Raw genomic sequence first — 12,011 nt, forward strand, 5'->3', positions numbered from 1 at the left:
GTTGCGCCGTCAGCCGGCCGGTGCCGGTTCCGCAGGTGCAGCCGGTGCAGCCGGTGCCGCGACCGGGCACTTCGCGAGTTCGCGCATCTTCGTGGTCGCCTGCTCGAACGACCACGGCAACTCGACCAGTGGCAGTTCGTGGTCGGCGGCCGCGCCCGCCTTGGACGCGAGTGAAGCGAGTGCGAACGCCGTCTCACGCACGAAATCTGCACCCGACGTCGAATTGTTGAGCGCCACGACGATGGTGAGGCCGCTCTTCGGGTCGGTGAATGCCGCGGTGAGCGCACCCGTCGACTCACCCGCAGTTCCACGCATCGGTCCGTACTCGGCCCCGCCGATGCCCCACCCGTGCCACGCGGGTGCGTCGGCACCCATCGGGATCGACGTCCACTGCGTGCGGGCGGTCGCCTCGTCGAGCAACGCGCCGGTTGCGAACGCAGCGCTCAACCGGCGTGCGTCTTCGAGACTCGACACGGCACCGGCGGCCGCCCCACCCATCGAGCTCGACTGCGAAGTGTCGTCGCGACGCACCGCGCAATCGATCGCGCCGTCTTGCGCGATCGCAGCGGAATAGGCGCCGAGTCCGTCGTCGAGCTCGGTGTCGGTCGGCGTCGGAAGCGAGGTGTCGTCAAGATCGAGCGGGCCGAACACATAGCGCTCGGCGAGTTGACTCCAGCTGAGTCCCGTGCGTCGCTCGAGCGCCATCGCCAACAGCAGGATGCCCGTGCGCGAATGCGACCACTGCTCACCGGGCTCGCCGGTGCGCGGCAGCGCGAGCCCGCTCGAGAGCAGCTCGTTCGGCGGCCAGATGCGCTCGGGGTTCGCGACGAAGTGGCTGCGCAGGCCCGGGTAGTAGTCGGCGATGCCGGACGTGTGCTGGCAGAGTTGCCCGAGCGTGACGTCGTCGAGACTCGGCACCCAGTCCACGTATTCCGCGACCTGGTCGTCGAGCTGCACCTGCCCTTCGTCGACGAGGCGCAGCAGCACCGTGCACGTCACTTCGGTCGTGAGCGTGCCGAGGTGGAACTCGGTGTCGACGGTGACCGGCGCGGGCTTCTCGCTGAAGTCGACGGTGCCTGAGGCACCCGCCCACTCCCCCGACCACGGCGACCACGCACCGGCGATTCCCCCACTCGATCCGCTGAGGGCGACGGCCTCGTCGAGCACCGCCTGCAACTCGCCGGCGAGCTGCTCGCCGAAGGCCGCATCGACGGGATCGAGATCGGCCATCGGGTCGACCGAGCCGCCGGTGCAGCTCGTGAGCGTGAGCGCACCGACGAGCGCGACAGCGAGAAACCCCCGCCGCCACTTGCCCCCAGACTCTTCAGCCACCAAGCTCCCCTCAGCCGTGTGTCCGCTGAAATTGTAACCCGCCGCTACGGTAGCAATCGCACAGCCGGGTCTCCGCCGTCCCAAATGTTGCACAAACGCGACGCTGTCAGCTCTGCGACGACGCGATCTCGCGATCGGCGCCCGTCATGAACCGCTCGACGTTGCGATCGACGATGATGTCGCTCGGTCGCAACGGGCGGGCCAGGTAGAGCCCGTCGAGCGAGGTGAGGCGGCTGAGCGCGACGTAGGTCTGGCCCGGGCTGAAGACGCGCTGGCCGAGGTCGACGATCGCGGTGTCGTAGCTCGCGCCCTGCGATTTGTGGATGGTAACCGCCCAGGCTAGTTTCAACGGGAACTGCGTGAACTCGGCCACGACCTGCTTCTCGAGCTTCTTGCGCGTCGGATCCCACGTGTACTTGTACTTCTCCCAGGTGACCTGCTCGATCTCGTGCTCTTCGCCGTCGATCTCGATGCGCACGGCCCGGTCGAGCGATGTCACCGTACCGATCGTGCCGTTCACCCAGCGCTGGCCCTCTGGCCCGATCGCGGTGTCGTTGCGCAGGAACATCACTTGCGCGCCGATCTTCAGCTCGAGGTTCTCGTCGGCGGGGTACGCGCGACCACCGAAATCGCCGGTGACCTCGGCCTCGTTGCCGTGCGATTGCCCCGGCAGCCGGTGCAGTTGCGTGTGGTTGATGCGGTTGACGGTGTCATTGCGGGTCGCGAGCGTGATCGCACCCTGTTCGGGCAACGGGCGTCGGGCACCCACACTGTTCAGCACACCGGCGATCTCTGCGGTGACCCGGCCGTGTCGCACCGCGTTCAGCATGAGCTTGAAGTCGTCGTCGTGCTGGCGGTGGATCTCGCCGAGTTCGAAGATGCGCAGATCGGTCTCACGCCACACTTTTGCGTCGAAGAACCACATCGAGTCGTAGGTGTCGGCGAAGTAGGCGCGCTCGTCGGCGTCGCCCGGCACCGGCGCGAGTTGATAGGGGTCGCCGAAGAGCACGACCTGCGCGCCGCCGAACGGTTCGAGCGGCCGCTGCCTCGCCTGCCGCAGCGAGCGATCCAACGCATCCATCAGGTCGGCGTTCACCATCGACACCTCGTCGATGACGAGCGTGTCCATGGCGTTCAGGATCTTGCGCACCGTGTCGTTCTGCTCGATGACGTGGTCGGCGATGACGCCGATCGGCAGCCGGAACAGCGAGTGGATGGTCTGTCCGCCGACGTTCAGGGCGGCCACGCCCGTCGGCGCGCAGATCACGATCTGCTTCTGCGTGTGCCAGTTCAAGTGGTTCAGCAGCGTGGACTTGCCGGTGCCGGCGCGGCCTGTGACGAAGACGTGCTCACGGGTGCCCTCGATCGCCCCGAAGACCGCCGCCTGTTCGCGGCTGAGGGTCACATTCTGCACTAGGGCGCTTTCGATTCGGCGAGCGGATGCCGCGGGGCGGGTGTTTCGCTCCCACTGTAACCGCCTCCCCGTGGGGTTCGTGCGGCGCTGCGGCCCTTCCGCTCAGAGCTCGGCTCTCAGTTCCCGCCGTTGCCTCCCATCTACACTTGGGCAGGTGGGGAGCTCCGGAGTGCGCAACAGTCGGGTGTCGCCGCTGTCCGTCGTCGGTTGGGTCGGGCTCGCGATGCTCGTCATCGGCGCGTTCTTCGCCGCGCTGGGCGCCCTGAACCAGACGGTCTACGGTGCCTCGAACTTCATAGAACGCTACCTCTCCGCCATCGCGAACGACGATATCGCGACCGCCTCGACGACCCCAGGAGTCGCGCTCGATGCCGCAGAGCTCGAAGCCCTCGGGCTACCGGCGAACCTGTCGACGGCAATGCTCCGCACCGGCGTCGTGGAGTCCGGCCCCGAAGACATCAGCATCGTGAGCGATGTGGCGCACGCCGACGGCACGCACACGGTGATGGCCACCTACCGGCTCGAGACCGCGATCGTCGAGTCCTCCTTCGACGTGCGACCCATCGATCCCCTCTACGGTGTGCTGAACCGCTGGGAGTTCGCGGTCAGCCCACTCGCCGTGGTCGACGTGACCGCCGCGCACTACCCGCTCTTCACCGTGGGCTCGCTCACCCTCGACTCCCGTGCGACGAAATCCGGCGAGGAGCTCGCCGCGTTCACGCAGGTCACGCCGTACCTCGCGATCGCGCCGGCGGTCTACGAGTTCTCGTACAGCTCGGTGCTGCTCGAGGCGGTGCCGAGGGCACTGCAGGCCGATGCATCGGCGCGCGTGCCCGTGACGGTCGACGCGCAGCCGACCGCCGCGTTCGTCGAGCGGGTGCAGGTGAGGGTCGACGCCTTCCTCGCGGAGTGCGCCACGCAGACCGTGCTGCAGCCAGCGAAGTGCCCCTTCGGCATCGAGATCGACGACCGCGTCGTCGGAGAGCCGGTATGGAGCATCGTGAGCGTGCCGCAGGTCACCCTCACTCCCGGTGAGGCATCGTTCGACATGCCGCCGACCGAGGGCGTCGCGCACATCTCGGTCGACGTGCAGTCGCTCTTCGACGGCCACCACTTCACCCTCGAAGAGGATCGCCCGTACACCATCGCCCTCTCGGCGACGATCCAGCCCGACGGCAACATCGCGATCCAGCTGAAGTAGCCCCAGTCTTCGGCGTGGCAGCAGCTACGGCCGGCCGTCGCGTTCGGCGATCGCCGCGAGCTGCGCGTTGTAGGCCTCGAGCTCGGCGTCGCCCGTGCGATCGGCGTGCCGATCGCGTCGCTTCGACTCCTTCTCGTCGCTGCGGGCCCACTGCACGGCCACCGCGATCGCGAGCGCCACCGTCGGGATCTCGCCGATCGACCAGGCGATGCCGCCGCCGAGCTGCTGATCGATGAGCGCATCGGTGCCCCACCCCATCGCGCCGTACCAATCGGCGAGCAACAGGCCCGTGCTCGACATGATCGTGAGTCCGAAGAACGCGTGGAACGCCATGGTGCCGAGCAGCAGCACCAGCCGGAACGGATACGGCAGGCGGTACGGCACCGGATCGATGCCGATGAGCGATTGCACGAACAGGTAGCCCGTGATGAGGAAGTGCACGATCATCCACTCGTGCCCGATGTGGTCGAGCATGGTCCAACGGAAGAGCGGCGAGTAGTAGAAGACCCACAGCGACCCGGCGAAGAGCACCGCGGCCACGATCGGGTTGGCGATGATGCCGGCGAACTTCGAGTGCACGGCGAGCAGGATCCACTCGCGGCCGCCGCGACTGCCGTCTTTGCGGGCACGGATGGCGCGGGCCGCGAGCGTCACCGGTGCGCCGGGCACGAGCAGCACCGGCACCGCCATCGTCAGCACCATGTGCGCGAGCATGTGCGCCGAGAACAAGTACTGCTCGTAGACGTTCACGCCGCCGTTCGTGATGTAGGCGAGCAGCAGCAGGCCGGCGACCCAGAGCACCGTGCGGTAGACGGGCCAACGGTCACCGCGCTTGTGGAGGCGACGCACGCCCGCGAGGTAGAAGAAGATGCCGAAGCCGCAGGCGAGCAGCCAGATGAGGTCGGGGTTCCACTCGGTGAAGAAGCGCGTCCACTCGGGCCAGGGCGGCAGCGGCTCGCCCGTCAGGAACTGAGCGGGAGAGTCGGCGACCCCGGCAGTGACCTTCTCGGGCACCGGGGGCGCCGTGCGTGCAAGGGCGGCTGCGACACCTGACGCGAGCCCCATGAATGCGAGCTCGGCGACGACGAGCCACCAGAACGCACCCCCACCGCTCGCCGGTCGAGTAGCGCCCGACGCAGGAGGACGCGTATCGAGACCCGCCGCCGAGGAACCCCCGCCGTCTGCCGGCCGAGTAGCGCCCGACGCAGGAGGACGCGTATCGAGACCCGCCGCCGAGGAACCCCCGCCGTCTGCCGGTCGAGTAGCGCCCGACGCAGGAGGACGCGTATCGAGACCCGCCGCCGAGGAACCCGCGCCCCGCGACATCCGCCCGATCAGGAATCGCCGCTGGGCCGCACCGAACAGTCCCAACGCGATGAGCGCAACGACCTTCGCGACGACGAGCATTCCGTAGGGCGTGAGGAGCTGATCCCATTCGCCGATGCGCAGCGCCGCGCTCGCGTACCCCGACAGCGCTACCACGATGAAACAGATGAGCGCGACCGTCGAGTAGCGGGCCAGCACGACGGGCAGTCGCTCCGCCCCGAGCTCGCGCTTCAGCACCACGATCGTGACGAGTCCGCCCAGCCACACCGACGCGAACACGAGGTGCAGGCCGAGCGCGGTGATCGCCGCGGCATGCCCGGCTGCCCCAGCTGCGTGCCCCTGCTGCGCGAGCGGCACGAGCGACGCGACCGCGAGCACCGTCACGAACACGAGGGCGGTCTGGTTGCGAACTGCGAAGCACAGCACGGTGACGGCCGCCGCGACGAGCGTCGTCGTGAGCAACGCCTGCCCGAGCTCGATGGTGGTGACGAACTGGCCGAGCTTCTGCCCGAAGGAATCGCTCAGGTCGAACGGCACGCTCGTGACGAGCAGGAAGGTGAAGAGGCCGGTCGCGGCACTCGCGACGGTCATGACGGCAGCGGATGCCGCGGCCACATCGAGCGCGAGATCGAACTCGCGCCGCTTCGGACTGAGCGCCCACACTGCGAGCACGAGCGCCCCGATCATGCCCGCAGCGCCGAGGTTCACGAAGAGCTTGGCCAGCGGCACGCCGTAGCGGGCGATCGGTCCGGGATCTTGGATCAGCTGCTCGGCCGCTCCCCCGCCGAAGGCAAGGCCAGCGAACGTCGCGGCGAGGGCGACGGCGATGAGCGCGGCAGGACCGAGCACTCGAACGGAGCGGGGCACCGAACCAGCCTAGACGGCGGTGCCCGAGCGCCCGCCCAGAGCGGTGCGCACCGGCGCGCACCGCGAGCCCGCGGCATCCGTCACCCTCACAGGCTTACCCACTGCGCGGGGAGGAGATCCAACGGCGAAGGGGCGCGCGGCTCACGCCGCACGCCCCTTCGGGAAGTCGCAGTTACTTCGCAGCAGCCTTGAGCTTCGAACCAGCCGAAACCTTGACCGAGTAACCGGCCGGAATCTGGAGCTCGGCGCCCGTCTGCGGGTTGCGGCCGGTGCGCGCAGCACGGTGCGTGCGCTCGACGGCGAGCCACCCGGGGATCGAGACCTTGGTGCCGGAGCCCACGGACTCGGCGAGCGCCTCGAAGAGACCGCCGAGAACGGCGTCGACGGTGGCCTGGCTCTGTCCGGTCGACGCTGCGACCTTCGCGACGAGCTCGGTCTTGTTGAGCGACTTGTCAGCCATTGAATGTCCTCCTCGGACCTTCGCTGTTGGGTACAGCATTTGTGAGTTCTCAGGAACGATCGTTCAACCGCCCCCATGGCCGATCAGGCCGCTTCGAATGTAGCAGAGACCCCCGGAATCCCGCGGATTTCCGGGCTTTTTGGCCACATTCGTTCGGCGTGTCGCGCAACGTTCGCTCTGGGCGCGACGATGTGGGCTCACTCTCGCCTCGTCTTGCGGCTCGAGGATCTCGTTCGCGCTGGCTCGACGATGTGGCTCGCGCTCACGCAAATGAGCTGAGCGGATGCCCCGCAATGCGGCATCCGCTCAGCTCTGCAGTTCGATCCGGCCGTCCGCCGGACCTCGTCAACCCTGAATCGCCTGCCAGCGCTTGAGGAACGTGGCGAGTTCAGCGCGTCGCCGGGGCCGAAGTTGCCTCACGCTCCGAAACGGAGAGGTGCCTACGCCATGGGCAGAACTCCCCCGTTCAACTCGCAATTGCGCCGATCATGCGGCGCAGACGACGAAAGGGGCGTTCCTTTCGGAACGCCCCTTTCGGGTAAGCCTGACGTCTGTCGTCGAGTTACCAGGACGACTTCGTGATGCCGGGCAGCTCGCCGCGGTGCGCCATGTCACGGAAGCGGACGCGCGAGACGCCGAACTTCGTGAGCACGCCACGGGGGCGGCCGTCGATCGCGTCACGCGAACGGACGCGGATCGGCGATGCGTTGCGGGGCAGTTTCTGCAGGCCCTGACGAGCGGCCTCGCGGCTCTCGTCGGTGCCGTTGGGGTCGACGAGCGCCTTCTTCAGCTCGAGGCGCTTCGCGGCGTACCGCTCGACGATCACCTTGCGCTGTTCGTTGCGCGCGATCTTGCTCTTCTTCGCCATGTCTTAGCGCTCCTCTCGGAAGTCGACGTGCTTGCGCACTACGGGGTCGTACTTCTTGAGCACGAGACGGTCGGGGTTGTTGCGGCGGTTCTTGCGGGTCACGTACGTGTACCCGGTGCCGGCGGTCGACCGAAGCTTGATGATCGGGCGGATATCTTGTGCTTTCGCCATTAGAGCTTCACCCCACGTGCCTGCATGTCCTTGACCACTGCCTCAATGCCACGAGCGTCGATCACCTTGATGCCCTTGGCGGACACGTTGATGGTGATCTTGCGCCGCAGCGACGGCACGAAATAGGTCTTCTTCTGCACGTTCGGGTCGAAGCGGCGCTTCGTCCGACGGTGCGAGTGCGAGATATTGTGTCCGAAGCCGGGAATGGCTCCGGTCACCTGGCACACTGCTGCCATTGGTTTCCTCCAATACCGAGGGGCGGATGCCCCTCCCAAGGTCTCTTGTCTGCTGACCTTCCCCACACGAATGCCCGCGATTTCTCGCGTGTCGTCGATGGGGATTGTCGCGGCATGGGCAGTGGAAGTGCCCAGCCAACGAGCCAGCTTACCAGAAAGGGCGGGGGCGGCCGAACCGAGCGGATGGCGCGGCGACGCAGCTCTTCGGCCGCGTGGCGCCCGCCCTCGATGCTGTAGTGGAGAGTATTACAACGAGAGGTCGAGACCCGATTCGGATTCAGCATCGGTTCGGGGCACGGCGACCCGGTCGTCTTCGATCGAGCAGCCGCACGACTCGCGAATGATGAGCTCGGTGGGGAAGGTCGTCAGGCCCGGCGTCAGCTCACCGGTCACGAGCTGACGGATGGCTTCGTCGGCCATCGCCGCGATCGGTTGGGCGACCGTGGTCAGCGGCGGCCAGGTGTAGGCCGACTCCATCGTGCCGTCGAAGGAGACCACGGCGATGTCTTCGGGAACGCGCAGCCCGACCCGATGCAGCGCGGCCAGCAGGCCGACCGCGATCTGGTCGGATGCCGCGAACACCGCACGGGGTCGGCGCTCCGATTCGGCGAGCGCGAGGCCGGCCTGATATCCGCCGTCGTACGAGAACGGTGCGCGCAACCGCAGCCCGAGGGCCAGTCCCGCCTCACTCAGCGCATCGGACCAGCCGCGTTCGCGTCGGTCGATGGCGAGCGCACTTCCGACGAACGCGATCTCGCGATAGCCGTGCCCGATGAGGTGCTCCACGGCCTGCTGCGCTCCGGCCCTGAAGTCCACACCGATCGCCGGCGTCTCGCTCGCGCCCGTGTACTGGTTGATCAGCACGACAGGAATGTCGAGCGACTCGATGATCGCCTGCTCGACCGCGGTGAGGAGGTCGGCGATGATGAGGCCGCCGATCTGACGTGCCGCGAGGTCGTGGATCTGGTCGGCCGCTGCGACGTGCTCGCGGTCGGAGTTGGCGATGAGCAACGAGCGGTTGCGGCGAACGGTCGCTCGATCGAGCGCGTGGCAGAGCTGCGCGAAGAACGGGTTACGACTGTCGACGACGATCATGCCGATCATGTCGGCCGACCCCGTCGACAGTGCGCGTGCCGCAGCGTTCGGCCGGTACCCGAGCACCCGTACCGCCTCGAGCACCCGCTCGCGAGTGAGCGGCGCGACCGGCTTCGGCCCGTTGTTCAGCACGTAGCTCACGACCGCCGTGCTCACCCTGCTGTAGCGGGCCACATCGGCTCGAGTGACCTTCCTGGCCCTGGGCAGCTCGCTCATCTCAGATTCCCTCGTTCAGCGGCGGGCGGGTGATGCAGCGGCCGACGGCGTCGCGTGAGTGCAAGGCTAGCGACTGACCGCCTCGCTCGGCGTCAGGCGAGCGGATGCCTCCGGCTCGCCGAGGTCGGGGATCACCAGGCGTTCGCCGCCCCGCCGAGCCGACTCGTGCGCGATCACGCCGGGCAGCGTGAACCGCGCCGCGGTCCAGGCGTTCACCGGCGGCAGCGTGCCCTGCTCGACGGAACGCACGAAGTCGTCGACGAGGAAGTGGTGGCTGCCCTCGTGCCCGTTGTGGAGGCCACGCAGCTCTTCGGGGATGCGCGAACGGTCGTGGATCGCGGCGTACCCCGACACGAAGGCGTCGCGCAGAGCTGGTGCGACGTGCGCGAGCGACGGATCGTCTGCATCGAGCGACGGGTTGGTGTCGATGAGCTCGGAGACCTCCTCGACCCCTTCCCGCGTCTGCCAGTACGAGGCCGTCGTGACCTGCTCGAAGGTGCCCTCGGTGCCGAACCAACGGAAGCGCGACTCACGCCGGTGCGACGGGAACCCGACGCGACGGAACTCGTTGATGCGCATCGACCCGCCCGCGGCGAGCTCGAAGAGCGCGGTGACGTTCGAGAAGTCGTTGTCGAACTGGCTGACCTCGCGATCGAACACGCCGTCACCGCGATCGTCGACGACGCCCACTGCGGAGACCGCGGTCGCGAAGGTGGGCCAGGCGCCGAGCACGCCGCCGATGGAGTGCGTCGGGTAGAGCATGGGCGGGTAGCTCGCCGTCGCCTTCCAGTTCTCGCCGCCGCTGTAGCGATAGGCGTCGTAGAAACCGAGGTCCATGTCGTGCACGTAGTCGCCCTCGGCGTAGAAGAGCCGGCCGAACTCGCCGGCCGCGAGCTTCTCGCGGGCGAAGACGGTGGCCGGGTTGTAGTAGCTCGTCTCGCCCATCATGTAGGTGAGCCCTGTCTCGCGGACCGCCTCGATGATCGCCGCGATCTCGTCGGCGGAAATGGCCATCGGCACTGCGGAGTACACGTGCTTGCCGGCCCGGAGCGCACGCACGACGAGCGGGCCGTGGGTCCAGCGCTGCGTGAAGATCGCGATGGCGTCGACCGGCGAGGCGAGCATCTCGTCGAAGCTCACCATGGTGCCCGCGAGCCCGGCCGTGGCGACGAGCTCGTCGGCCCGTTCGGGGATCGTGTCGGTCACGTACACCTCGGAAACGCCGGGGTGGTGATGGAAGAGGGTCGCGAATTGGCCTGAGAACTGGCCAGCGCCGACGATGCCCAACGAGAACGCCATGGTGTTTCCTTCGCCTTGCACGCAAGCCGAATTGCTCGCGTCTGAGGGGCAGTCTCGCATCGTGTTCTACGCGTGTCAACCAAGATCTGCAGGCTGTACTCCAATGAAATACTGGGATGCACTCACGCTTGCGGTTCAGAATCTACGCGGGTAACCTCTGAGCTACCCCGCGCCGGCGACGTCGAAGTCCGGAGCGCACGTCCCCAAATGTTAGGAAAGACGATGAAGTCCACTCTTCCCGGTGTCGCTGCCATCGCAGTGCTCGCCGTCGCGTTGACGGGTTGTTCCGCCGACGGCGGCGCGGGCGCGACGATCGAGGTGCAGACCAACTTCGGCGCGACCGACCCGAGCCTCGAGGTGCTCACCGAGCTCACCGCCGCCTACATGGCCGATCACCCCGGCGTGAAGATCGACCTCGTGCCGAGCACCGACACCTACGAGGCTGACATGAAGGTTCGCCTCGCCTCGGGCGACGTGCCCGACATCTGGGCCACCCACGGCTGGTCGCTGTTGCGCTACAGCGAATTCCTCGAACCGTTGAACGACCAGCCGTGGGCGAAGAACTTCAACCCGGCCCTCGCGCCCGCGATGGAGAACGACGAGGGTGAGTTCTTCGCGTTCCCGCTCGACACGGATGTCGCGGGCATCGTCTACAACCGAGCCGTGCTCGACGCCGCAAGCATCGACCCCGCAAGCCTCACCGACTGGGCGAAGTTCGATGCCGCCCTCAAGACCCTGTCCGACGCCGGCGTCACGCCGATCTCCTCGTCGGGCAAAGACAGCTGGTTCGCGGGCAACATCCCCGACTTCATGGGTTCGGGTGGTTTCACCGACGAGGAGTTCGAGGGTTTCCTCGACGGCGAGTTCCAGGGCGACGGGTACTCCTCCGTCCTCGACAAGATCGCGACGTGGCAGGGGGCGGGCTACTTCAACCCCGACTACTCCTCCGCGACGACCGACGACCTCGGCCGAGCACTCGCCGAGGGCACGACCGGCTTCGTCATGGTGCAGAACAACATCGTCGCCACAGCGCACGGCTTCAACCCCGATGCCGAGCTCGGCTACTTCCCCATCCCGTCCGACGTCGGCGCACCGTTCCTCGTCGGCGGTGAGGGGCGTGCGTACGGCGTCTCCAAGACGTCCGAGCAGAAGCAGGAGGCGCTCGACTACGTCGCGTTCCTCGCCGAACCCGAGAACCTCTCCCAACTCGCGAGCGCGATGGGCGGCATCCCCGGACTCACCGACGCGACGAGCGACCTCGGCGGCCTGCAGGCGAGCTACGACGAGTTCGTCGCCCCGGGCGACGTGCCGCTGCTGCCGTACTTCGACCGGGTCTACCTGCCGAACGGCATGTGGGACACGATGGTCTCGACCACCGACAGCATCATCACCGGCCAATCGGATGTCCCGACCGTCATCGACCAGATGACGACGAGCTTCGACGGCCTCTACGGCCAGGAGTGACCTCGATCGTGGGGCGGCCCGGCCGCCCCACGATCCGCTCCCCCGACACGCCGCACCTCCCG

11 protein-coding genes are annotated in these 12,011 nt (G+C 67.6%); 2 read left to right on the forward strand and 9 right to left on the reverse strand.

From position 1 onward, the window contains the following. Window positions 1-9: 9 nt before the first annotated feature. Both AC1C2T_RS03010 and AC1C2T_RS03015 read right to left on the reverse strand, forming a co-directional pair. On the reverse strand, window positions 10-1,332 hold the full coding sequence (locus AC1C2T_RS03010) for a serine hydrolase domain-containing protein (protein WP_495384203.1): 1,323 nt from the start codon (window positions 1,330-1,332) through the stop codon (window positions 10-12). Window positions 1,333-1,438: 106 nt separating this feature from the next. Further along, entirely contained in the window at window positions 1,439-2,746 is a 1,308-nt protein-coding gene (locus AC1C2T_RS03015; protein WP_495384204.1) for an ATP-dependent DNA helicase, read from the reverse strand. Window positions 2,747-2,900: 154 nt separating this feature from the next. Between AC1C2T_RS03015 and AC1C2T_RS03020 the strand changes: the two genes are divergently transcribed. Then, the gene (locus AC1C2T_RS03020) at window positions 2,901-3,947 is read left to right on the forward strand and encodes a hypothetical protein (RefSeq protein ID WP_495384205.1); all 1,047 of its coding nucleotides are present in this window, start codon (window positions 2,901-2,903) and stop codon (window positions 3,945-3,947) included. 24 nt (window positions 3,948-3,971) lie between these two features. Here AC1C2T_RS03020 and AC1C2T_RS03025 read toward each other — a convergent pair whose 3' ends face one another. From AC1C2T_RS03025 to AC1C2T_RS03055, 7 genes are all read right to left on the reverse strand, one after another. Beyond that, a complete protein-coding gene (locus tag AC1C2T_RS03025) occupies window positions 3,972-6,140 on the reverse strand; it encodes a bifunctional copper resistance protein CopD/cytochrome c oxidase assembly protein (RefSeq protein WP_495384206.1) in 2,169 nt (722 codons plus the stop codon). A 172-nt stretch (window positions 6,141-6,312) separates the two neighbouring features. Further along, the gene (locus AC1C2T_RS03030) at window positions 6,313-6,600 is read right to left on the reverse strand and encodes an HU family DNA-binding protein (RefSeq protein ID WP_139415757.1); all 288 of its coding nucleotides are present in this window, start codon (window positions 6,598-6,600) and stop codon (window positions 6,313-6,315) included. 562 nt (window positions 6,601-7,162) lie between these two features. Continuing rightward, window positions 7,163-7,468 carry a 30S ribosomal protein S14 gene (gene rpsN / locus AC1C2T_RS03035; RefSeq protein ID WP_495352100.1) on the reverse strand — a complete coding sequence of 102 codons (306 nt, stop codon included), beginning with the start codon at window positions 7,466-7,468 and terminating at the stop codon, window positions 7,163-7,165. A gap of 3 nt (window positions 7,469-7,471) precedes the next feature. Next, window positions 7,472-7,639 carry a 50S ribosomal protein L33 gene (gene rpmG / locus AC1C2T_RS03040; RefSeq protein WP_022892462.1) on the reverse strand — a complete coding sequence of 56 codons (168 nt, stop codon included), beginning with the start codon at window positions 7,637-7,639 and terminating at the stop codon, window positions 7,472-7,474. Then, window positions 7,639-7,875 (reverse strand): 50S ribosomal protein L28, encoded by a 237-nt coding sequence (gene rpmB / locus AC1C2T_RS03045; RefSeq protein WP_495352099.1) that lies wholly within the window; start codon window positions 7,873-7,875, stop codon window positions 7,639-7,641. Before rpmB ends, rpmG begins: the two co-directional genes overlap by 1 nt. A gap of 246 nt (window positions 7,876-8,121) precedes the next feature. Then, a complete protein-coding gene (locus tag AC1C2T_RS03050) occupies window positions 8,122-9,186 on the reverse strand; it encodes a LacI family DNA-binding transcriptional regulator (RefSeq protein WP_495384207.1) in 1,065 nt (354 codons plus the stop codon). A gap of 66 nt (window positions 9,187-9,252) precedes the next feature. Next, a complete protein-coding gene (locus tag AC1C2T_RS03055) occupies window positions 9,253-10,485 on the reverse strand; it encodes a Gfo/Idh/MocA family protein (protein WP_495384208.1) in 1,233 nt (410 codons plus the stop codon). 222 nt (window positions 10,486-10,707) lie between these two features. Here AC1C2T_RS03055 and AC1C2T_RS03060 point away from each other — a divergent pair, with 222 nt between their 5' ends. Beyond that, a complete protein-coding gene (locus AC1C2T_RS03060; RefSeq protein WP_495361682.1) occupies window positions 10,708-11,949 on the forward strand; it encodes an ABC transporter substrate-binding protein in 1,242 nt (413 codons plus the stop codon). The last annotated feature ends 62 nt before the right edge of the window (window positions 11,950-12,011 follow it).

It is taken from the genome of Agromyces sp. Y558 (assembly GCF_059445415.1).

Bases quoted from the DNA above. Each gene is read 5' to 3' on its own strand.
- AC1C2T_RS03060 (WP_495361682.1), top strand. From the start codon at position 10,708: ATGAAGTCCACTCTTCCCGGTGTCGCTGCCATCGCAGTGCTCGCCGTC.
- rpmB (WP_495352099.1), bottom strand. From the start codon at position 7,875: ATGGCAGCAGTGTGCCAGGTGACCGGAGCCATTCCCGGCTTCGGACAC.
- rpmG (WP_022892462.1), bottom strand. From the start codon at position 7,639: ATGGCGAAAGCACAAGATATCCGCCCGATCATCAAGCTTCGGTCGACC.
- rpsN (WP_495352100.1), bottom strand. From the start codon at position 7,468: ATGGCGAAGAAGAGCAAGATCGCGCGCAACGAACAGCGCAAGGTGATC.
- AC1C2T_RS03030 (WP_139415757.1), bottom strand. From the start codon at position 6,600: ATGGCTGACAAGTCGCTCAACAAGACCGAGCTCGTCGCGAAGGTCGCA.
- AC1C2T_RS03055 (WP_495384208.1), bottom strand. From the start codon at position 10,485: ATGGCGTTCTCGTTGGGCATCGTCGGCGCTGGCCAGTTCTCAGGCCAA.
- AC1C2T_RS03050 (WP_495384207.1), bottom strand. From the start codon at position 9,186: ATGAGCGAGCTGCCCAGGGCCAGGAAGGTCACTCGAGCCGATGTGGCC.